Below are 21,215 nucleotides of genomic sequence, written 5' to 3'. Positions count from 1 at the left end.
GCACCGGCGCCCCCGTCACCCAACCGTCACTCGACCGTCACGCGACATCCAGCACGCGGCAACCGCGCCGTCGCCCGCGGCCCGAAGACTGGCAGTCGTGAAGGTCGCGCTGGTCGCAGAGTCGTTCCTGCCGCACACGAACGGCGTCACCCACTCGCTGCTGCGAGTGCTCGATCACCTCGCCGCCCGCGGCGACGAGGCGGTCATCATCGCCCCCGAGGCGCCCGGTGCTCCGGACGCCGTCGCGGGCGCTCCCGTGGTCCACGTCCCCGCCGTCGGCTGGCCCGGCTATCGCGACGTCCGCGTCGCGCTGTCGAGCGTCCGCGGCGTCACCCGACTCCTCGAGGCCCACGCCCCCGACGTGGTGCACCTCGCCTCGCCATTCATGCTCGGCTGGGCGGCCGTGAGGGCCGCGGCGGATGCGGGGCTGCCCACGGTCGCGATCTATCAGACCGATGTCCCCTCGTACGCCGCGGCCTACCGCGCCCCGTGGGGCGAGCCCCTGCTGTGGGCCCGCGTGCGCGCCATCCACTCGGCCGCGGACGTGACCCTCGCGCCCTCGACCGCCGCGATGAGCCAGCTCGAGGACATGGGCGTCGAGCGGCTGCGGCTGTGGCCGCGCGGCGTCGACACCACGCGCTTCTCCCCCGCGCATCGGGACGATGCCCTGCGCGCCAGGTGGGCGCCGCGCGGCGAGGTCGTGGTCGGCTACGTGGGCCGGCTCGCGAACGAGAAGCGCGTGGGCGACCTCGCCCGGATCGCGCGCCTGCCGGGAGTGCGGCTGGTCGTCATCGGCGAGGGCCCCGAGCTGGCACGGCTGCGCCGCCTCATGCCGTCTGCGGAGTTCGCCGGCTTCCTGGGCGGCGGGGAACTGGCGCGCGCGGTCGCGAGCCTCGACGTCATGGTGCACCCGGGAGAGCTCGAGACGTTCGGTCAGTCCGTCCAGGAGGCGCTGGCCTCGGGCGTGCCGGTGATCGCCCCGCGCCGCGGCGGCCCGATCGACCTCATCGACCACGGCTCGAACGGCTTCCTCTACGAGCCCGGCCGGCTCGACCGGATGGAGGCCGCGGTCGCGATGCTGGTCGAGGACACGGACCTGCGGCTCATCCAGGGCGCTCACGCGCGCATCTCCGTCGAGGGGCGCACGTGGCCGCGGGTCTGCGAGGCTCTCGTCGACCACTACGAGTCCGCGATCGCGGCGCGCGCAACGTCGGGCACGACCACAGGAACGGCGACGCGATGAGAATCGCGCAGGTGGCCAACTTCTACGGCCCACGCTCGGGCGGGCTACGCACCGCGCTGCGCGCGCTGGGCCGCGGCTACCAGGACTGCGGCGACACGGTACTGCTGATCGTGCCGGGAGACGAGGACTCGGACACGCTCACCGCCCACGGTCGCGTCGTCACGCTCCACAGCCCCGTGTTGCCAGGATCGGGCGGCTATCGCGTCATCACCCGCGTGGGTGCGGTGCGCGACGCGCTCACGGACTTCGCCCCCGACGTGCTCGAGGTCTCGGACCGCACCACGCTCGCGCGGTTGGGCGCGTGGGCCCGCGGGCGCGGCATCGTCGCGACCTTCACGGCCCACGAGCGCGCCGATGGCGTGCTCGCCTCCGCGCTCCCGCGCGCCCTGTCGCCCCTGGTCGCCCCGCTCGCGAGGGCGCACACGCGCGGGCTGTCCTCCCGCTTCGACACCCTGGTCGCCACCACGTCGTACGCGGGCGAGGAGCTGCGCCGCGCAGGGGCGACGGTCGAGACGGTACCGCTCGGGGTCGACCTCGACACGTTCCACCCGCGCCATGCGAGCGCCCTCGCGCGCCGTGCTCTCGCCGCCGACCGCGAGACCCTGCTCGTGATGGCCTCGCGGCTCTCCCCCGAGAAGCGGCCCGACCTCGCCGTGGACGCGGTCCGCGAGCTCACGCGCCGCGGCCGGGCCGTGCGGCTCGTGGTCGCTGGCGCCGGCCCGCTCGATCGCGACCTGCGCCGCCGCGCGCGCGGCCTCCCCGTCGACTTCCTGGGATTCGTGGGCGACAGGCGCTCGTTCGCGTCGCTGCTCGCGACCGCGGACGTACTCCTCGCTCCCGGGCCCATCGAGACGTTCGGCCTCGCCGCCCTCGAGGGCCTCGCCTCGGGCACGCCCGCCGTGGTCAACGCGGCATCCGCGCTGCCCGAGGTAATCGCCGAGTCCGGTGTCGCCGCCGCGGGCACGCCCGTGGGATTCGCCGATGCCGTCGAGACGCTGCTCGCGAGGGACGGCCGGGAGCGTCGGCTCGCCGCGCGGGCCCGGGCGGAGTGCTTCCCGTGGGAGACCACGGTGGCGAGGATGCGCGCGATCCACGCGAGCGCACTCGCGGGGACACGGTGAGGAGGACGGCATGAGCGGACCCCGAGTGGTGGCGCTGGGCGACTCGATCACGCTGGGCGTGGGCGACGGCGTGCAGCGCTCACGGGGAGACGTGGGCTGGGCGGCGCTCGCCGCGCGCTCGCTGGGCGCCTCCCACTTCACCAACCTGGCCGCCAATGGTGCGCGGGCGCGCGACATGCTCGCGACCCAGGTGCCGCGCGCGCTCATGGAGCGCCCGGACGTGGTGCTGCTCACGGTGGGCGGCAACGACGTGCTGAGGGGCGACTTCTCCCCCATCGAGGTCGAGCTCGCGCTGGGCGAGGCAGTGGACCGTCTCGAGCGTCCCGGCCGCAGGATCGTCACCGTCTCTCTCGACAGGATCGGCCTGTTCGACGTCGCCCCGCGCGCGGTCGCGGAGGCGATGGCCCGGCGGATCGGTCAGGCGAATGCCGCGATCGCGCGCGCGGTCGAGCACACCGACGTCGACGTGATCGACGGCGCGACCCTGCTCGCGTCGCTGGGGCGTCGCGCGTGGCACATCGACCGCATCCACCCCTCGCCGCTCGGGCATCGGGCCCTCGCAGGGGCCGCGGCGTCCGCGCTCGAGGACGAGTGGCCGCGCCTCCACGACACGCCGGCACCGCCGCGGCCGCCGAGCCGCGCGGCCGTCGCGGCGTGGCTCGCGGTCAACGGGCTGCCGTGGGCGCTCAAGCGCAGCAGGGACCTCATCCCCCAGGTGACGATGGTCGTGGCGCGCGAGCTTCAGGCCGAGCGCCGCGCGAGCCGGGTGGCCCGTCGCGGCGGCACGGCCCGCCGCCACGGAGCGGGTGGAGGCGGGGCCGCCACCCGCGCGTGGGGCGCCGAGGCCTAGATCAGCCAGCGACGGTCGCCGACGACGCGCCGCCACCACCGCCCGAGCCCGATCGATTGGTGTTCGAGTTCGACGAGCACGATCGCGGGGATCGCGAGGGCCATGATGATGTGATCGTCGAGGAACGGGTTGGTCGTGGGCCACAGATGCGACGTGTACATCATGAGCAGCATCGCGGGAGCGGCCCACGCCGCGATCTTGGTGCCGATCCCGAGCATGAGCGCGAGCCCGATGCCGAGCAGACCGATCATGAAGACCCAGTCGGTCCACCGCTGGGTGCCGAGGTCGGCGTAGAAGTCCGCGAGCGGACCGGTCGCGGATCCGAGGTAGCCCTCGGTGACGTGGCCACCCGACAGCCATGCGCGATCACACATGACCTCGATCGAGTTGTCCTCTTGGCGGCACACGGAGTAGCCGAGCCCGATGAGCTTGTCGAGGAAGGGCCAGAGAAAGTAGAAGCCAAGCGCGATGCGGGTGATGCTCAGCAGCACCCATCCGGCTCGGCTGCGAGTCGCCGCTACGGCGGTGTCGCTGGTGGTCATGAGTGCCTCCCGGTGAGATGGGATGGTCCGATGACGCAACGGACGTCGTTGTCCGCCCCTCCACCGTAGCCCCGGGTCCCGCATCGTCGCTGGAAACACGCCCGCCGCCGGGAATGCCGTCACACGGCACGGCGCCCCGGCGGGAAGCCCGCCGGGGCGCCGATGTCCGCGTGTGAACTACACGAGCCAGGCGTTCTTCTTCACGATCGCCAGCTTGCGCCACCACGAGCCGAGGCCGATGTCCTGGCGCTCGAGCTCCACCAGCACGATCGCGGCGATCGCGACGGCGTAGATGAGGTGCTCGTCGAGGATCGGGTTGGTGCCGGGCCACATCTGCGTGAGGTACATGAAGACCAGCATCGCGCCGGCGGACCAGGCACCCACCTTGGTGCCGATGCCGAGCATGAGCGCGAGACCCACGCCCAGCAGGCCGAGCATGAACGGGACGTCGGTCCAGGCCTGGCCGCCCAGGTTCACGAAGAAGTCGTGGAACGGGCTGGTGGGGTTGCCGCCGTAGACCAGGTAGCCCTCGGTGACGCGACCGCCATTGATCCAGGCGGAGTCGCAGAAGTAGTCGGTGCCCGTGATGACGCCGGCGTCATCCTTGATCGAACACACCGAGCGGCCGAGCCCGAACATCTTGTCGAGGAAGGCCCACAGGAAGTAGAAGCCCAGCGCGATGCGCGTGATGCTCAGCAGCTTCCAGCCGAGGTTGCTGCGGGTCGAGACCGCGGGCTCCGCGGTCGAAGTGTTGTCTGCCATGAGTCTGCTCCTTTGGATGGGCCGGGGGCCCTCCGTGCTGGGGATAGCACGTGGGAACGAGACTATTGACGCATCACCTACCTCTCACGGGACCTCGGTCCCGACCTTTCGAAACAGTTGTCCACCTGTCGCAAAACAACCCCTGACGAGGGACGATGCCGCGCCCGCCCGGTCACGCCCGCTGGCTTGCGAGGTGGGCGGCCAGTGCGCCGACCATGTCGACGCTCGGGTCGAGGAGCCATTGCACCTGGAGGCCGTCCATGAGCGCGATCACCTGCGTCGCGGCCACGGTCGGCTCGATCCCGGCCCGCATCCGCCCGTCCTCGACGGCCTGCGCGTAGGCGCGGGTGAGCCGGTCGCGCAGCCCCTCGTAGCGCTCGACAAAGTAGTCGTGAGCGGGGTGGGCCCGCGTGGAGGCCTCGGCCGACAGCGTCGCGTACAGCTCGACGATCCCGCGCCGGCCGGCATTTCGCCGCGCCGTCTCGACCAGGTGATCGAGCACCTCCGTGCCGCGCAGATCATCGAGGTGCACCTCGCGGCCCTCGGTGTCGTCGCGCCGGCGCAGCACCTCCATCAGGAGGTCGGCCTTCGCGGGAAAGTGATAGATGAGGGCCGGATGCGTGAGCCCGCAGCGGGCCGCGACCTCGCGCACCGAGGTCCCCAGGTAGCCCTGGGTCGCGAACAGCTCCATCGCCGTGTCGAGGATGAGCGTGCGAGTCTCGGCGCCCTTGTCCGACAACTCGCGAGCCGCCACCATCTCACCCTCCTCGGCGCCGCATCGGCCGCCCGTCGCATCGTTTCGAGAACTGTTTTACCATGTGGTAGAACTTGAGGAAAGTACCACCCCTCTTCCACCGCCGTGAGACAAGGAACCAGCGTGACCGCCGCCTACCTCGACCCCACCCTCCCCACGTCCGAGCGCGTCGCGGACCTGCTGGACCGCATGACGCTGCCCGAGAAGGTGGGGCAGATGATGCAGATGCACACCTATGACGGCGTCCCCCACCTCATCGAGAAGCTGCACGTGGGCTCGATCCTGCACGCCTCCCCCGAGCGCCTCGAGCAGGCGCATGCGCTGGTCGAGCAGACCCGGCTGCGCATCCCCCTGCTGATCGGCGAGGACTGCATCCACGGCCACTCGTTCTTCAAGGGCGCGGAGATCTACCCGACCCAGTTGGGCATGGCCGCGACGTTCGACCCCGACCTGCTCGAGCGGGTCGCGAGGGCCACCGCGGTCGAGGTGGCAGCGACCGGCATTCACTGGACCTTCTCCCCCGTGCTGTGCATCGCGCGCGACCTGCGCTGGGGGCGCGTGTCGGAGACCTTCGGCGAGGACCCGTACCTGCTGGGCGAGCTGGGTGCCGCGATGGTGCGCGGCTACCAGGGTGAGGGCCTGGGCGACCGCACCGCGATCCTTGCGACCGCGAAGCACTTCGCGGGCTACTCCGAGACCCAGGGCGGCCGCGACGCGTCGGAGGCCGACATCTCGCGGCGCAAGCTGCGCTCGTGGTACCTGCCGCCGTTCGAGCGCATGGCGCGCGCGGGCTGCGCGACCTTCATGCTGGGCTACCAGTCGACGGATGGCGTGCCGATCACGATCAACGAGTGGCTGCTGAACGACGTCCTGCGCGACGAGTGGGGCTACACGGGAACCCTCATCACCGACTGGGACAACGTGGGCAACCTGGTGCGCGAGCAGCGCCTGTTCCCCGACTACGCGCAGGCGGCCGCAGCCGCCGTCAACGCGGGCAACGACATGATCATGACCACGCCCGCGTTCTTCGAGGGCGCGCAGGAGGCGGTCGCGCAGGGTCTGCTCGAGGAGTCGCGGATCGACCAGGCCGTCGCGCGCATCCTCACCCTGAAGTTCGACCTCGGCCTGTTCGAGGACCCCCGCTTCGCCGACACCGCGCGTCAGGCCGAGGTGATCGCGAGCCCCGCGCATCGTGCCCTCAATCTCGAGGTCGCGCGCCGCTCGCTCGTGCTGCTCGAGAACGACGGCACGCTGCCCCTGCCCGCCGACCGCCCGCTGCGCCTCGCGGTCGTGGGCCCCAACGCCGACGACGAGCACACCACGCTGGGCGACTGGGCGGGCGCATCGGGCCAGGCGGACTGGCTCACCGAGGGCCACCCCCGCGAGATGATCACCACCGTGCTCGACGGGCTGCGCGCTCTCGCGCCCGCCGGCTCCGAGGTGACGTACGCGCGCGGCGCCGAGATCATCACGACCGGCCCCGACCCCAAGGGCGCGTTCTTCCCCGACGGCCAGCCGCGCCCCCACATCGCGTTCCCCGTGGGGCCCGACGAGGCCATGATCGCGGAGGCCGTCGAGGTGGCGCGAGGGGCCGATGCCGTGGTCGCCGTGCTGGGCGATCGCATCGAGCTCGTGGGCGAGGGCAAGTCCACCGCGACCCTCGAGCTGCTGGGCGGCCAGGTCGCGCTGCTCGATGCGCTGGTCGAGACGGGCACGCCGGTGGTGCTCGTGATCCTCGCGTCGAAGCCGCACGTGCTGCCCGCGTCCGCCGAGCGCGCCGCCGCGATCGTGTGGGCGGCCAACCCCGGCATGGCCGGAGGCACCGCCGTCGCGGAGCTCGTGTTCGGCGCGATCGAGCCCAGCGGCCGGCTGCCGATCTCGTGGCCGCGTCACGTGGGCCAGCAGCCCACGTTCTACAACCAGATCGACGCGCAGCACGGCTACCGCTACGCGGACCTCACGCAGGAGCCGCGCTGGGTCTTCGGCGAGGGCCGCTCGTACTCCACGATCGAGTTCGCGAACCTGCGCCTCGCGGAGTCGACGCTGGGCCTCGACGGCGAGATCGAGGCGACCGTGACGCTCACCAACACCGGCGCTCGCCCTATGCTCGAGACGGTGCAGGCATACATCCGCGACGTCACCAGCTCGGCCACCTGGGCGGACCGCGAACTCAAGGGCTTCACGCAGGTCGAGGTCGCCCCCGGAGCGTCGGTCGACGCGACGGTGCGCATCCCCGTCGCGGCGTGCAGCATCGTCACCGCGCGCGGCGAGCGCGTGGTCGAGCCGGGAGCCTTCCAGGTGCTCGTGGGCCCGTCCTCGCGCCTCGCGGACCTCCTGGTCGGTGACCTCGAGGTCACCGCGTGAGCGTGACCTCCGCCGCGGCGGTGACGCCCGAGCTCAGGCGCGCGCGCCTGGGCGTGACGCTGCTGTTCATGACCAACGGGCTCATCTGGGCCAACCTCGCGCCGCGCTATCCCGAGATCAGGCGCACGATCGGGCTCAGCTACGGCGAGTTCGGGATCGCGCTGACGTTCAGCGGCTTCGGCGCGCTCGTCGTGGGCCTCACGGCCGCCGCGATCATCCGCCGCTACTCCTCGCGCATGGTCGGCGTGACCACCATGATCGCGATGGGCATCGCGGCATTCCTCGTGGGCCTCGCGCCCCACGGCATCGTGTTCGCCGCCGTGCTGTTCGCGGTGGGGGCGATCGACTCGATCGTCGACGTCGCCCAGAACGCCCACGGGCTGCGCGTCCAGCGCGAGTACGGCCGGTCGATCCTCAACGCGTTCCACGGCATGTGGAGCGTGGGAGCGGCGGTCGGCGGACTCATGGGCGGCGCCGCGGCCGGGCTCGGGATCCCGGTCGCGACCCACCTGGGCGTGGTCGCGGTCATCGTCGTGATCATCAACCTCGGCTGCGCGCGCTTGCTCCTCAAGGGCGCCGATCCCCAGCCTGCCGCCGCGAGCGACGCCCACGCGCGCGCCTTCCCCAAGGTGTCCGCGCGCACGTGGCTCGCGCTCGCGCTGCTGGGACTCATCGCGATCGCGGGCGCGTGGGTCGAGGATGCCGGCATCTCGTGGTCCGCGAGCTACCTCCAGGACGAGCTCCTGGCCGGGCCCACGCTCGCCTCGCTCGGTTTCGTCGCGCTCATGGCGATGCACTTCGTGGGCCGGCTCGTGGGCGACCGGCTCATCGACCGCTACGGCGCGCGACTCGTCATCCGTGTGGGCGGCGCGATCACGGCCGTCGGGATGGGCGTCGCGCTCGCGTGGCCCTCCGTGCCCCTCACGATCGTCGGCTTCGGCCTTGCGGGCCTGGGCGTCGCCGCCACGATTCCGGTGGCGATGCACGCGGCCGACGAGCTCCCCGGCTTCCGGGCCGGCACCGGACTCGCGATCCTCAGCTGGGCGCTGCGGCTGGGCTTCATGCTGTCGCCCGTGGTCGTGGGGGCCATCGCGGACGCCTCGAGCCTGCGCGTGGGCCTGCTGCTGGTCACCGCGGCCGGGTTGCTCATCGTGGCGCTCGCCGGGGCGCTCTCGACGCGCCGCGCGGCGGACCGCCTCGAGCCCAGCCTGCCCATGAACCCGCCCTCCGGCCCGATGTAGGAGAAACCGTGTCGACCGCCGTTCCGGTCCACCTGCGCCGCGCGCGCGTGGGCGTCTCGATCATCTTCTTCACCAACGGAATCGTGCTGGGCGGATTCGCCCCGCGCGTGCCCGAGCTGCGCGACCAGCTGGGCGTCTCCTACGGGACGCTCGGCATCGCGATGGCGATGTGGCCGATCGGGGCGCTCGCGCTCGGCCTCACGGCGGCCGCGATGATCCGGCGCTTCCGGTCGTCGCGGGTCGCGACCGTGACGATGGTCTTCTCGGCGGCCGCCATGCTCGCCGCGGGCCTCGCGCCCAACGTGTGGACCTTCGGCGCGGCGCTGTTCGTGGTGGGCGTGACTGACGCGTGGGTCGACGTCGCGCAGAACGCGCACGGCCTGCGAGTGCAGCGGCTCTACGGGCGATCGATCCTCAACGCGTTCCACGCGCTGTGGTCGATCGGCGCTGTCGCGGGCGGCCTCATCGGCGGCCTCTCTGCCGGGCTTGGGGTCGCGGTGCCGTGGCAGTTCCTCGGTGGGCTGGTGCTGGTCCTCGCGGCAAATGCCGTCGCGTATCCGATGCTGCTCGCGGGCCCCGAACCGCAGCACGCGGGCGAAGAGGGCGCCGACGAGACCGCACTCCCCCATCCTCAGCACGTGCCCCTGCGGCGCATCCCGGTGCGCACGTGGGGCCTGCTCGGCGCGCTCACGGTCATCGCGCTCGCGGGCGGCTGGGCCGAGGACGCCGCGGCCACGTGGTCCGCGATCTACCTGCGCGACGAGCTCCTCGCGGGCGCGACGTTCGCCGCCCTCGCCTTCGTCTCTCTCCAGGGCTTCCAGTTCGTGGGGCGCCTCCTCGGCGACCGCATGGTCGACCGCTGGGGCCAGCGCGCGGTGGCCCGCTGGGGCGGCGCGCTCGTCGCGGTCGGCATGGGGCTCGCGCTCGCGATTCCCACCTCGTGGGGCACCGTGCTGGGATTCGGCGCGGCGGGCTTCGGCATCGCCACGCTCATTCCCGGCGCGATGCACGCTGCGGACCGCCTGCCGGGGCTACGTGCAGGCACCGGACTCACCATGCTGTCGTGGCTCCTGCGCCTCGCGTTCCTGCTCTCGCCGCCGGTGGTCGGCGCGATCGCCGACGCGACCAGCCTCCGGGTGGGACTCACCCTCGTGCCGGTCTTCGGACTCTTGGTCGTGGCGCTCGCGGGTGCGATGGAGGGCCGCCGGGTTCCGGCACCCTCCAGGTGACTCCTCAGCCCGCGACCAGTTCCCTGGCCCGCGCCACCGCGCCGTCGAGCGTCTCGAACACTGTCTCCCCCACGCGCGGCTCCTCGAGCGCGCCCGCATGGAGCAGCACGCGCCGATGCTCGGGCCGGATCCCCTTGAGCAGCACCGTCACGCCCTGGCGGCGCAGGCTCGCGATGACCTCGGCCAGCAGCTGCGCGCCGGTCGCGTCGAGCAGGTCGACCTGCGACATGCGCAGGATCACCACGCGCGCGCCCTCGACGCGCGACACGCGCTCGAGCACGCGCTCGGCCGCGCCGAAGAACAGCGCCCCGTCGAGGCGGAGCAACGCGATCCACTCGTCGCCGGCGTGCGCGCCGCCGGGCAGCTCCTCCCGGTGCACGCCCGCCGAGTTCGACACCGCGCGCAGCGCGAGGAAGGCCGCCACGGCCATCCCGATTCCGACCGCATAGATGAGGTCCACGCTCACCGTGATGATCGCGGTGAGGACGAACACCACCGCACCCTGCCGCGAGCCCCGCATCACGGCCGCGACCGTGCGCCGGTGCACCATCGAGATGGCCGTCACCATGAGCACCCCCGCGAGCACGGCAAGCGGAATCCGCGACACCACGCCGGACGCGACCGCCACCACCGCGAGCAGCACCACGCCGTGCACCACGGCCGCGAGCCGCGTGCGCGCCCCCGCCCGGACGTTGACCGCGGTCCGCGCGATCGCCCCGGTCGCGGGCATGCCCCCGAACAGTCCGGCTGCGACTGAGGCGAGCCCCTGACCCACGAGCTCGCGATCCGCGTCGTAGCCGCCCCCGGTCTGGGACGCGGCCACGCGCGCCGAGAGCAGCGACTCGATCGCCGCGAGCGCCGCGATGGTCGCGGCGGGCGCCAGCAAGGACGTCACCTCCGCGAGGGTCGGGAGCGCGAGGCCGGGCGCGGGGAGTCCCGCGGGCAGTGCGCCGATGCTCGGGACGGGGGCGGCGAAGAGGCCCGCGGCGTCCGCGGTCACCGCGGCGACCGACACCACCACGACCGCAACGATCGACCCCGGCACCGCACGAGTGAGGCGCGGCATCACGACCATGATGGCAGCGACGGCGGCCGCCATCGCGAGCGCGGGCCAGGCCGTCTCGACGCGCGCGTCGAGCAGCGCATCGACCGCGGCCGCCGCCGCGTTGGAGCCGTGACCGCCGGCCGGAACCCCGATCGCCGCGGGCACCTGCTGCAGGAAGATGATGATCGCGATGCCGAGCGTGAAGCCCTCGAGGACGGGCCACGGGATGAGGCCCACGAGCCGGCCCAGCCGCGACACGCCGAGCGCGATCACCATGACACCCGCGAGCACGGTCACGAGCGCGAGCGCAGTCGCGCCTCGCGCCGCGAGCACGGGCGCGAGCACCACGACCATCGCGCCGGTGGGCCCGGACACCTGGACCGGCGAGCCGCCAAAGACGGCTGCGACGACGCCCGCGACGATCGCCGTGACGAGTCCCGCCTCCGCGCCCGCACCCGAGGACACCCCGAAGGCGAGCGCGAGGGGAAGCGCCACGATTCCGACCGTCACTCCCGCCAGGAGATCGGCGCGCCAGGATCCTCGCAGCCCCGCGTAGTCCGCGCGCGACGGCAGCAGCGCACGCCATCCGACCGCGGTCATGAGCGAGCGGCGTCGAGGTGGGCGTCGTGAAGGTCCGCGAGCGCGCGACGCTCCGCGAGCACGTCACCCAGGAGCAGCCGTGCCGCGTCGAGGAGGTCCGCGACCGAGGCGTGCGCGAGCCGATACGACACGCTCGACGCGCGCCGCTCGGACGCGACCAGCCCGTAACCCCTCAGCACCCGGAGGTGCTGAGAAAGGTGCGAGGCCTCGAGTCCGGTGTGAGCGAGGAGGTCGGCCACCGTGCGCTCGGGCGACTCGGCGAGCAGCTCGAGCACCCTGATGCGCACGGGATGAGCGAGACCCTTGAAGAGGTCCGCCTTGACCTCGTTGAGCGGCCGTCCGGTTTCCATATGATGACTTTATCAAGTCAGCCAGCAGCAAGGCCCGGGCCCGACGTCCCGACCACCCATCCCCGGCATCGTCCCCCTGCCGGCCCCGCGCCCGCGGGGAATGAAACCCGCCCCCTCGCGTTATTACATGCGTACGCATATAATCGCCAGCAGCGGCTCCCCCGAGCCGAACGGATCCCCAGGAGGCACACCATGCAGTTCGGCATCATGTCCGTCTCGGACATCACGCGTGACCCGGTCAGCGGCTACACGCCCTCGGAGGCGGAGCGCATCGACGCGATCGTGAAGATCGCGGTCCACGCGGAGGAGGTGGGCCTCGACGTCTTCGCGATCGGCGAGCACCACAACCCGCCGTTCTTCAGCTCCTCGCCCACGACGCTGCTGAGCCACATCGGCGCGCTCACCGAGAAGCTCACGGTCACCACGAGCACCACGCTCATCACGACCAACGACCCGGTGCGCCTCGCCGAGGAGTACGCGATGCTCCAGCACCTCACCAAGGGACGCATGGACCTCATGCTGGGCCGCGGCAACACCGCGCCCGTGTACCCGTGGTTCGGCCAGGACATCCGCCAGGGCCTGCCGCTCGCGCTCGAGAACTACAACCTGCTCCACCGCCTGTGGCGCGAGGACGTGGTCGACTGGGAGGGCCAGTTCCGCACGTCGCTGCAGGGCTTCACCTCGACGCCGCGTCCGCTGGACGACGTCCCGCCGTTCGTGTGGCACGGCTCGATCCGCACCCCCGAGATCGCCGAGCAGGCCGCGTTCTACGGCAACGGCTACTTCGCGAACAACATCTTCTGGCCCAAGGAGCACTACAAGCGCCTCATCACGTTCTACCGCCAGCGCTTCGAGCACTACGGCCACGGCACGCGCAAGCAGGCGATCGTGGGGCTCGGCGGTCAGGCCTTCATCGCGAAGAACTCGCAGGACGCCCACGACCAGTTCCGCCCGTACTTCAACGAGGCCCCCGTCTACGGCCACGGCCCCACGATGGAGGACTTCGAGGAGATGACGCCGCTGAGCGTCGGCAGCCCGCAGGAAGTCATCGACAAGACGCTGACCTTCCGCGACGCCTTCGGGGACTACCAGCGCCAGCTGTTCCTGGTCGACCACGCGGGCCTGCCCGTCAAGACCGTCCTCGAGCAGCTCGACCTGCTGGGCGAGCACGTGGTGCCGGTGCTGCGCGCGGAGCTCGAGGCGCGTCGCGACCCCGAGGCCCCGTCGAACCCGCCGTCGCACGCGGACCTGGTGCGCGCCAAGTACGGCGACGCCGAGCCGCGCCAGCCGCGCCCCAACGCCAACCGCGGCGACAACGTCACGGGCGGCTCGCCGTACCAGGACTCGGAGACCGAGGTCTCCGCGTACCCGAGCCTCTAGGGAGCACGTCATGACCACCTCGCTCGCGACACCCGCTCGGGACGCGGCCCCCACCCGGGACGCGGCCCCCACTCGGGGCCGCACGCGCCTGGCCAACGACGCGTGGGAGGCCGCGCTCGGCGCACACGGGACGCTCATGCGCCAGTTCGCGGCGGACGACGTGTGGGAGGACCTGTCGATGCGCGAATACGACGTCCTCTACACGCTCTCCAAGTGCGACACCCCGCAGCGCCTGGGCGACCTGGGCAGGCACGTGGTGCTCAGCCAGCCGGGACTGTCCCGCCTGGTGGACCGGCTGGTCGAGCGCGGGCTGGTGGCGCGGTGCGCGGATCCGTCCGACGCCCGCGCCGCCCACCTGTCGCTCACCGATGCCGGGCGTGCCGTCCAGCGTCGCGTGGGCCGCGGCCACGGCGCAGCGGTCGCCGCGGCGCTCACCTCCCGGCTCACCGACGACGAGCTACTACTCCTCGAGTCCCTCTCCCTCAAGCTTCTTGCCGACCCCGCAAAGGACCCCTCATGACCGACTTCCGCCTTGTCGTGGTGAGCGCCGGCGTCTCCGATCCCTCGTCGACCCGCCTGCTCGCCGACCGCGCCACGCAGCGCGTGACCTCCCTCGCCCGCGAGCACGGTCACGCCGTGAGCGTCACCACCGTCGACCTGCGCGAGCTCCTGCCCGAGCTCCCGGCCGCGATGTCCAACCAGCTGTTGGGCGCCAAGTTCACGCGCGCCGTGGACGCCCTGCTCGCCGCGGACGCGATCATCGCGGCGGCGCCGGTGTACAAGGCCGGCGCGTCCGGGCTGTTCACGAGCTTCTTCCAGGTGCTCGACAACGACCTCCTGATCGGCAAGCCCGTCATCCTCGCGGCGACGGCGGGCACGGCACGTCACGCGCTCGTGGTCGACCAGGAGATGCGCTCGCTGTTCGCCTACCTGCGCACGCTGCCCGTGCCGACCAGCCTGTTCGCCTCGACCGAGGACTGGACGGACGCCGCGCTCGGCACACGCATCGACCGCGCCGCACGCGAGCTGGTCCTCCTCATGGAGTCCGGCTTCGCGCGCTCCGTGAGGGACGATGCCTGGGGCGCCTACCAGCACACGTACGGCTCCGCGGGGGGCACCGAGCTCGACATCTCGCTCGACTCCGACATGATGAAGTTGGCGACGGGCGGCTCGCTCCGCAGCGCCGATGACGACCCATTCGATCCCAGGAGGGCCTGATGACCGTCGAGGTCACCCGCAGCGACGAGCGGTCGCGCTACGAGATCACGGTCGACGGCGCGCTCGCCGGCTTCGCGGAGTTCCGCCTGCGCGAGGGTCGGGCCGTCTTCACCCACACCGAGATCGACGGCGCCTTCGAGGGCCAGGGCCTCGGCACCACGCTCGCGAAGGGCGCCCTGGAGGATGCCGCCGCCCGCGGCGAGGGCATCGTCCCCCTGTGCCCCTTCATGGCGCGCTACCTGCGCCGCCACGACGTCCCCGGGGCACGCGTGGAGTGGCCCGAGTCATGACCCGCCCCGGCCCGATGGCGCTCACGCTCGAGGCGCGCGAGGTGCCGCTGGGCGGCCTGCGCGCCATGAAGGTGCGCCGGTCGCTCCCGCAGCGCGGACTGCCGACCATCGGGGCGTGGTGCTTCCTCGACAGGTTCGGCCCGCAGGAGGCCGTGATGCGCGTTGAGCCGCACCCGCACATCGGGCTGCAGACGGTGACGTGGCCGCTCGTGGGAGAGGTGCGCCACCGCGACGGGCTCGGCTCGGACGTGGTGCTGCGCCGCGGCGCACTCAACCTCATGACGAGCGGCCACGGGATCGCGCACTCCGAGTACTCCCTGGGCGAGGACCCGGCGCCGCTCGACGCGCTCCAGCTTTGGGTCGCGCTCCCCGAGGAGGCGCGCCACAGCGCGCCGGGCTTCGAGACACACGCGTCTCTGCCGACGGTGGGGTTGCGCGCGCTGCGCGGGGACGATGCCGTGGCCACCGTCATCATGGGCGTGCTGGCGGGCGTGGAGTCGCCCGCGACGACGTACACGCCGATCGTAGGTGCCGAGATCGCGATTCCGGCGGGCTCGACCGTCCGGGTGCCGCTGAATCCCGAGTGGGAGCACGGCGTGGTGGCCGTTTCGGGTGACATCGAGGTGGCGGACGGAACGGTGGCCGATACCACTGGGACCCTCGGCGCCCCTCCCCCGGACGGCATCCTCTACCTGGGCACGGACCGCACCGAGATCACGCTGAGCTCCGCGGCGGGCGCCACCGTGGCGCTGCTCGGGGGCGAGCCGTTTCCTGACGCGCTGGTGATGTGGTGGAACTTCGTGGGCCGCACCCACGACGAGATCGTGGCCGCGTGGCACGACTGGAACGGGCGCACCGGGAGGTTCGCGGAGGTCCCTGGCCACGACACTCGCATCCCCGCGCCGCCCATGCCGGAGGTGCGGCTCACGCCGCGCATGCGGACAGCCTGAACGGGCCCGCGTGAGGTCGACGTCGCGCGCGGCCACTTGCCGCTGAACGCGACTACGCGTGCACAGAGGCACTCCATTGTCGGGAGCGCCCCGTCCACTTACCCACCAGAGTCGGAGCCACTGTGGCTCTCGCGCCGCGCCAAGGTGCCGCGCACGCCACCGACAGCGTCAACGCCTCGCCCGTACGGCTTCAGTGGCCTGGCATCCACCCGAGACCCTCAGCATCGCGGCTCCACGCGCGCCGTCAGCCCGCTACCTCGTGAGGTGCTGACTAAGGTGCCCCCGCACCTGCGCGGGTCAAGCCCGCGCGTCGGAGCGGGTGGACCAGGCACGCTCCACCGCCGAGGCCTCCGGTATCGAATCCACGCCCGAGTCTGGCGCGAGCACCGTGGGCAGGCGTGACAGTACCGTAGGTGGCTAGGTTGCCCCCCCGAGTAACGTTGCCACTTCAAGTCAAGGGGCGCGAGCGTCGGAGGGCAGGAAACTCTCGGTTGATGACTCCGAGGACGTCACCGAAGCACTCCCGGATGTTTCCCGCGGAGAACTCGATGTACTGAACTCCATCCACATTGGAGAACAACTCGACTCCAGCCTCCTTGAGGATTACGGCACGGCTGAATCCAAGGCGCCCCTGGAACAGCCCCACCTCGTGGACCACGTTCTGGCGAGCGCGCATGGTGTCATCCGCCTGTGCGTCCTCGGCGGTCATCACGAGGAACGCCAACGTGGAACTACGAAGCATCGAATCCAGCACCTCGCGGATCGTGTATCCGCCCCGCGCAGCGACTTCGTAGGCTTCGACTTCGATGTGGTGGATATCGATTAGGTGCTGCTTCAGTTCATTCCAAGCGCCTGATCGACCGTGGCCAATGAAAACGCGTAGAGGGACCTCAGGCGCCCACTCGACGACACCCTCGCCAAGCTTCTGCGCGATCATCTGGGCGACCGACTCGACAGCGGTACGCTCGGGAGCCATTATCTCTATCGTGAAGTCGCTTGCGTAGAAGAGATCGAGTGAACCCTTGGAACCCCACTTGATCCAGGCGTGATATGACGAGTATCCGTTGCCAATCTCGGCCAGGAATTGCCGTTCGTCTGGAAGCGTCCATTGGTCGGCGCCGCGCTGCACCTTGAGCAGCTGGCTGTCCGGATCCTCACCAGCCGCGCCGAGAGTGGCACGGGCTTCGGTCAGAATTGCTTCGAGGGTGGCGCGCTCTAATCGCGTCTTGACAAACGATCTACTCAGTTTGATTTGTTGGGCCACGTCGTGACTCTATCGCGGCCAACCGACGCCGTGTGTTGTCAAGGCGCGCGGATGTGATCTCTCCGTTTCCTCAGGATGCACTCACGAGCTGCTCCCTTGGGCGTGGCGGTAGGTCCAAGCGTGCCGACCTCTTGACATCTGGCACTAGAGCCGAACTGACGTGCTACCACCACGCCTTGACGATCGTGAACGAGTCGTCGCCGTCGCCGGCAGGCCACGTGCACGCGAATCCGAGGGGCACCCACGACCAGGCCTGATCCATCGAGCCGCCGGACACACCCGCCGGCACCGCAGCGTCCGTGGTGCAGACCGAACTCGCACGATGCCAACCCACAGACCAGTACCAAGACACCGCGACCGCCATGAGCACAATCGTCGGGACCGCGACTAGGGCAGCGAACAGGTGCCTGCGCTTCGACCTCTGTTGTTCAACGACCGCGCTCATGAACCCCACCTAGACGCTGGAGCGCTCCCAAGTCATGAGCGCGTGCATATAGGCACCTAGGCGTACTGCTTCGCCCGTTGGGGGCGCATCGACTCATTCCATTGGGCGCCTTCGCACGGCCATGGCTCAAGTCGACCGGCTCGCTGCCATCAGAGACTCCTCACTCCTATGCTCATGCACGTGGAGGGACGTGAAGCCGAGAGCCTTGCCGTCTGGAGGCAGCGCATTGAGGAGCGCATCAGGCGCGCTGGCCACGATGTGAGGTTCGAAACGGCAGTCGGGCCAGCGATGGGCGCACCATTCATGCCGTCACTGAAATGCACGGCCTCAGGAACGGCATCGACGCTTGAGCTCTACTTCGAAGGCGACGCTGTCTATCTCGAACTGCATACCCCAAACTGGCTTGCGTACGGCGACACCGACTACTGGGCCCCTTGGCTCGGGTCGGCGAGTGGAATGGCGTGGCTCGAGACGCTGATGCTTGAGCGCTGGTCTGTGCGTCGCACCTTGGGCCCGATTGGGCCACGACGCTTGCGCGCTGGCCGGAAAATGCCCACGATGCGAGTGAGGTCCGCGGCGCAGTAGTGAAAGGCCCCGACCGCCTGCGGGCGGTGGGACGACGAGGTGTTTCCCTCGGCAGCCGGCTGGTCCGTGCGAAGTTCTGCCCGCGCGTTGAGAGCGCGTCCTCGGCTGCCGGAACTCCACATGCGCCACCATTGGCTCCATGCCCAGGCGCCTCATGTTCATTCAGCTGAAGACCGGCTTTGACATCGATCGTGGACCATCCTGGATTGGCTGGGTCGACTTCAACCGCTCATTCAGGACCGCCAAGTATCGCGGCCGTGAGTTGCGACGTTGGCCGGGAATGTTCGATGCCAACTTCTTTGACGTCGACACCGACGAGCGGTTCTGGCTTTCGGGCCCGAAGCGGGACCAAAGCGGCTCTTCGCATTTAGGGCTGTAGGAGTGGCCTGAAGCCTCCGGTCTCGAGTAGCGATCTCGTGATGTAGTGGGTGAGGTTTCGGAACCCCAGGGCGGATCCGCGGAGGTGCTCGAGTCGGCCGTTGATCGCCTCCGTGGGCCCGTTCGAGGTCCCTGGCCGGTCGAAGTACGCGAGGACGTCGGCGGCGCGATGGCTCAGGGTTCGCCCGAGGCGTCGCAGTTCGACCAGGGCGGCTGGCACGCCGGTGCGCAGGGACTCGATGAGGCTTGCGAAGTCGCGCTTCGCGGTCGCGCGGTCGGGGTGGCGGTAAGCGGTGATGATGCGCTGGTAGGCGGCCCAGGTGACCTCGACCTCAGCATGTGCGTCTTCCACGAAGAGCGCGTCGAGTCGGGCCCGCTGGCGGTCGGTGAGGTACTCCAGCCCGGTGTGCAGGATCCGCCGCGACATGTACAGCGGGTCGCCGGTCCGTCCCCGGTGGCCGTGGATGGCTTGCTGCAGTCGCCGGCGGCACTGGTCGAGGGCGTCGCCGGCGAGACGCACGACGTGGAACGGGTCCATGACGGCGGTCGCGGTCGGGAGCTCTTCGGCTGCGGCGGTCTTGAACCCGCTGAAGCCGTCCATGGCGATCGACTCGATCCGCTCGCGCCAGCATCGGGGGCGTTCGGCCAGCCACGTCTGGAACGTGGCCTTCGACCGCCCGGGGATCATGTCGAGCAGCCGGGCGGGGCCGACGCCGTCGCGTACCGGGGTGAGGTCGATGATGACGGTCACGTAGTTGCCGCCGTAGCGGGTGTGTCGCCACACGTGCTCGTCGACCCCGATGACCGCGACGCCGTGGAAGCGGGTGGGGTCGTTGATGAGTTGGCGGTGCCCTTCGGTCAGGACCGCGTCGTTCGCGGTGTGCCATGCGACGCCGAGCCCCGCCGCGATCCGGGAGATGCTCAGGTGGTCCACGACGAGCGCCCTGAGCGCCCAGGTCAGGCCGCCGCGAGAGACCTTCGCGCGCGGCTCTGCAGCCGCGCGGAGGTCGTCGAGCCAGAACCGTCCGCATGGATCGCATCGGAACCTGCGCACGCGCACCAGCAGCGTCGTGGGCCGACACCCGAACGGCTCATGCGCGAGCTGGCGATCTTGCGTGCCTCGCGACACGCCCCGGTTCCCGCACTCGTGGCACAGGTCATCCGGGTCGGCAACGCGGCACTCGAGCACCGCCCGGTCGCCGTCGATCCGCTGCCCGGTGACGATCAGGCCAAGGGCGTCGAGGTTGCAGAAGGTCGTGAGATCGGGCGCGGCGAAGGTAGCGTGAGACAAGTCGAGGTCTTCCAGACGGTGAGTGTGAGAACTTCCATCCTGGGGGACCTCGACCCCTACCCCCAACCACCCACCCCCGGGACAGCGCTACAGCCTCATTTGCGAAGAGCCACCAAAGCGATACACGGTACGGGCCACGGACGACCGAGATCGACGACGATGCCCTCGTCGCATACGAGGCTTTCCTCGACGGTGCTCCCCTACCAGGCCGAGAGAGTGGCTGACGGGCGCAGGCCCACCATGCGGGTCCATTCACGAGTTACTCCCGTTGTCGTGGCGCCATCTGTGCGATATCGGCGAAGTGGAGCGCAGAGCCACCGCAGGCTGGGCCGATACACCCAGCGCCGTCTTCTCGCCGTAGCGGGCCACCATGGGGAGCTGTGCCCACAACTGGAGTGGCGGCCTTCGCTTCCGCACCGGGTGGAAGGCATCCTGGACTGGACTGGCATTCCAGCGACGCTAAGACGCAGTACTCGCGCCGGGAAGTGCTGTCCTAGCCAACGGGGCGGTCTGCGCATCGAAGGTCCCCGGTGATGGCGATTACATCTACTACTCGACGAGAGGGGTAGTCCCATGAGTGCAACAGCGCGCCCCGAGATCCGAGTTGCCGCGCCGTCACATCTCTGGGGCGTGCTGTTCCTGCGGGACGCATGGCGGCTCCCGATCGCCGCGGCTGCGCCGCCATGCGCGCCGCCGCCAGATTTCGGGTCGCTCGACAGGAACCCCTCACCACACGCTGAGTCGGCCGCCCGACAGGCGTGGGAGACGCTCAGTCGCACACCTACCGCCTAGTCCTCGCCTGACGTCACGGAGCAAGTGCTCTCGCTGATCGCGGAGGCCGGAGCAGTCATTGTCTGGCGATCTTGGTCGCCATCCGCCAAACGCGCGATCCAATCGCTTGCCCCTCCGCTCGCGCGCAACCCGATCTGGCTAGCGGCCGAGGACACAGCGCTGCACTTGCCGACGCTTACCTACATGGTCGTGCTTCCTGTCGAAGGCGCCTACTGGAAGTTCGACGGAAATGTGCTCCACGTCGCTCACAAGGTCTACAGCGACGCGACTCTCTTTCGCGAGTCGGTGTTGTCAATCTGAGGTGACTCGCGCGGGCACGCGTCCCGTAAGGCCCGCAGCGCTCTCAACGGACACCCCGCGCATCGTCCCGGCCAGCTACAACCCCACCCGGACACCCTGGGGTTGACCCCGGATTCCGGACACTGACCAGACGGGTTTCGCGTGAGCGAGTGCCTGTCGGGGAGGATGTCCGTGATGGGCACGAAGAAGAGGAAGACGTATACGCCGGAGTATCGGCGTGA

Annotated in this window: 21 protein-coding genes; 13 read left to right on the top strand and 8 right to left on the bottom strand. The window is 70.6% G+C overall.

Going from position 1 to position 21,215, the window contains the following annotated elements:
- The first annotated feature begins 97 nt into the window (after positions 1–97).
- The 3 genes from ABEA62_RS11470 to ABEA62_RS11460 are packed head-to-tail and all read left to right on the top strand — an operon-like array spanning position 98 to position 3,214.
- Positions 98–1,243: a glycosyltransferase family 4 protein gene (locus tag ABEA62_RS11470; RefSeq protein ID WP_345380208.1), complete on the top strand. Its 1,146-nt coding sequence runs from the start codon at positions 98–100 to the stop codon at positions 1,241–1,243.
- A complete protein-coding gene (locus tag ABEA62_RS11465; RefSeq protein WP_286215586.1) occupies positions 1,240–2,364 on the top strand; it encodes a glycosyltransferase in 1,125 nt (374 codons plus the stop codon). The genes ABEA62_RS11470 and ABEA62_RS11465 overlap by 4 nt, the downstream gene beginning before the upstream one ends.
- Positions 2,365–2,374: 10 nt before the next feature.
- Positions 2,375–3,214 (top strand): SGNH/GDSL hydrolase family protein, encoded by an 840-nt coding sequence (locus ABEA62_RS11460; RefSeq protein ID WP_286215585.1) that lies wholly within the window; start codon positions 2,375–2,377, stop codon positions 3,212–3,214.
- Here the strand turns inward: ABEA62_RS11460 and ABEA62_RS11455 are convergent.
- The 3 genes from ABEA62_RS11455 to ABEA62_RS11445 form a co-directional block, all read right to left on the bottom strand.
- Entirely contained in the window at positions 3,211–3,756 is a 546-nt protein-coding gene (locus tag ABEA62_RS11455) for a hypothetical protein (RefSeq protein WP_286215583.1), read from the bottom strand. The genes ABEA62_RS11460 and ABEA62_RS11455 overlap by 4 nt on opposite strands.
- Before the next feature lie 177 nt (positions 3,757–3,933).
- Positions 3,934–4,518 (bottom strand): DoxX family protein, encoded by a 585-nt coding sequence (locus ABEA62_RS11450; protein WP_286215582.1) that lies wholly within the window; start codon positions 4,516–4,518, stop codon positions 3,934–3,936.
- A gap of 172 nt (positions 4,519–4,690) precedes the next feature.
- Entirely contained in the window at positions 4,691–5,275 is a 585-nt protein-coding gene (locus ABEA62_RS11445; protein WP_286215581.1) for a TetR/AcrR family transcriptional regulator, read from the bottom strand.
- A 120-nt stretch (positions 5,276–5,395) separates the two neighbouring features.
- Here ABEA62_RS11445 and ABEA62_RS11440 point away from each other — a divergent pair, with 120 nt between their 5' ends.
- The 3 genes from ABEA62_RS11440 to ABEA62_RS11430 are packed head-to-tail and all read left to right on the top strand — an operon-like array spanning position 5,396 to position 10,106.
- Positions 5,396–7,636 (top strand): glycoside hydrolase family 3 N-terminal domain-containing protein, encoded by a 2,241-nt coding sequence (locus tag ABEA62_RS11440; RefSeq protein ID WP_286215580.1) that lies wholly within the window; start codon positions 5,396–5,398, stop codon positions 7,634–7,636.
- A complete protein-coding gene (locus tag ABEA62_RS11435; RefSeq protein WP_286215579.1) occupies positions 7,633–8,877 on the top strand; it encodes an MFS transporter in 1,245 nt (414 codons plus the stop codon). Before ABEA62_RS11440 ends, ABEA62_RS11435 begins: the two co-directional genes overlap by 4 nt.
- 8 nt (positions 8,878–8,885) lie before the next feature.
- Positions 8,886–10,106, top strand: coding sequence for an MFS transporter (locus ABEA62_RS11430; RefSeq protein WP_286215577.1), 1,221 nt, complete (start codon positions 8,886–8,888; stop codon positions 10,104–10,106).
- A gap of 4 nt (positions 10,107–10,110) precedes the next feature.
- On the opposite strand, the gene ABEA62_RS11425 is transcribed toward ABEA62_RS11430, so the two are convergent.
- Together ABEA62_RS11425 and ABEA62_RS11420 are read right to left on the bottom strand one after the other, a co-directional pair.
- Entirely contained in the window at positions 10,111–11,751 is a 1,641-nt protein-coding gene (locus ABEA62_RS11425; protein WP_345380201.1) for a SulP family inorganic anion transporter, read from the bottom strand.
- Positions 11,748–12,101 carry an ArsR/SmtB family transcription factor gene (locus ABEA62_RS11420; protein WP_286215576.1) on the bottom strand — a complete coding sequence of 118 codons (354 nt, stop codon included), beginning with the start codon at positions 12,099–12,101 and terminating at the stop codon, positions 11,748–11,750. The genes ABEA62_RS11425 and ABEA62_RS11420 overlap by 4 nt, the downstream gene beginning before the upstream one ends.
- A gap of 192 nt (positions 12,102–12,293) precedes the next feature.
- Between ABEA62_RS11420 and ABEA62_RS11415 the strand changes: the two genes are divergently transcribed.
- From ABEA62_RS11415 to ABEA62_RS11395, 5 genes are read left to right on the top strand one after another with little or no spacing between them, the layout of a single operon-like run.
- Positions 12,294–13,481, top strand: a complete 1,188-nt coding sequence (locus ABEA62_RS11415) for an LLM class flavin-dependent oxidoreductase (protein WP_286215574.1) — start codon at positions 12,294–12,296, stop codon at positions 13,479–13,481.
- Between the two features lie 10 nt (positions 13,482–13,491).
- The gene (locus ABEA62_RS11410) at positions 13,492–14,001 is read left to right on the top strand and encodes a MarR family winged helix-turn-helix transcriptional regulator (RefSeq protein WP_286215573.1); all 510 of its coding nucleotides are present in this window, start codon (positions 13,492–13,494) and stop codon (positions 13,999–14,001) included.
- The gene (locus ABEA62_RS11405; RefSeq protein ID WP_345380198.1) at positions 13,998–14,699 is read left to right on the top strand and encodes a CE1759 family FMN reductase; all 702 of its coding nucleotides are present in this window, start codon (positions 13,998–14,000) and stop codon (positions 14,697–14,699) included. The genes ABEA62_RS11410 and ABEA62_RS11405 overlap by 4 nt, the downstream gene beginning before the upstream one ends.
- Complete coding sequence (locus tag ABEA62_RS11400) at positions 14,699–14,989, top strand: GNAT family N-acetyltransferase (protein WP_286215571.1); 291 nt, start codon at positions 14,699–14,701, stop codon at positions 14,987–14,989. The genes ABEA62_RS11405 and ABEA62_RS11400 overlap by 1 nt, the downstream gene beginning before the upstream one ends.
- Positions 14,986–15,939, top strand: coding sequence for a pirin family protein (locus ABEA62_RS11395; RefSeq protein WP_345380195.1), 954 nt, complete (start codon positions 14,986–14,988; stop codon positions 15,937–15,939). The genes ABEA62_RS11400 and ABEA62_RS11395 overlap by 4 nt, the downstream gene beginning before the upstream one ends.
- Positions 15,940–16,387: 448 nt before the next feature.
- On the opposite strand, the gene ABEA62_RS11390 is transcribed toward ABEA62_RS11395, so the two are convergent.
- Positions 16,388–17,203 (bottom strand): nucleotide-binding protein, encoded by an 816-nt coding sequence (locus ABEA62_RS11390; RefSeq protein WP_286215570.1) that lies wholly within the window; start codon positions 17,201–17,203, stop codon positions 16,388–16,390.
- Between the two features lie 163 nt (positions 17,204–17,366).
- Complete coding sequence (locus ABEA62_RS11385; RefSeq protein WP_286215568.1) at positions 17,367–17,648, bottom strand: hypothetical protein; 282 nt, start codon at positions 17,646–17,648, stop codon at positions 17,367–17,369.
- A 739-nt stretch (positions 17,649–18,387) separates the two neighbouring features.
- Between ABEA62_RS11385 and ABEA62_RS11380 the strand changes: the two genes are divergently transcribed.
- Positions 18,388–18,612 carry a hypothetical protein gene (locus ABEA62_RS11380; RefSeq protein WP_286215567.1) on the top strand — a complete coding sequence of 75 codons (225 nt, stop codon included), beginning with the start codon at positions 18,388–18,390 and terminating at the stop codon, positions 18,610–18,612.
- Here the strand turns inward: ABEA62_RS11380 and ABEA62_RS11375 are convergent.
- Positions 18,601–19,902, bottom strand: coding sequence for an ISL3 family transposase (locus ABEA62_RS11375; protein WP_286215565.1), 1,302 nt, complete (start codon positions 19,900–19,902; stop codon positions 18,601–18,603). The two genes, ABEA62_RS11380 and ABEA62_RS11375, sit on opposite strands and share 12 nt — an antisense overlap.
- Before the next feature lie 816 nt (positions 19,903–20,718).
- Between ABEA62_RS11375 and ABEA62_RS11370 the strand changes: the two genes are divergently transcribed.
- A complete protein-coding gene (locus ABEA62_RS11370) occupies positions 20,719–20,994 on the top strand; it encodes a hypothetical protein (protein ID WP_286215563.1) in 276 nt (91 codons plus the stop codon).
- Positions 20,995–21,215: the final 221 nt, after the last annotated feature.

This window comes from Demequina sediminis, assembly GCF_039545075.1.
Lineage (GTDB): Bacteria > Actinomycetota > Actinomycetes > Actinomycetales > Demequinaceae > Demequina > Demequina sediminis.
The sequence above is the reverse complement of the archived record's forward strand: the minus strand, read 5'-3'. Positions and strand labels throughout refer to the sequence as shown.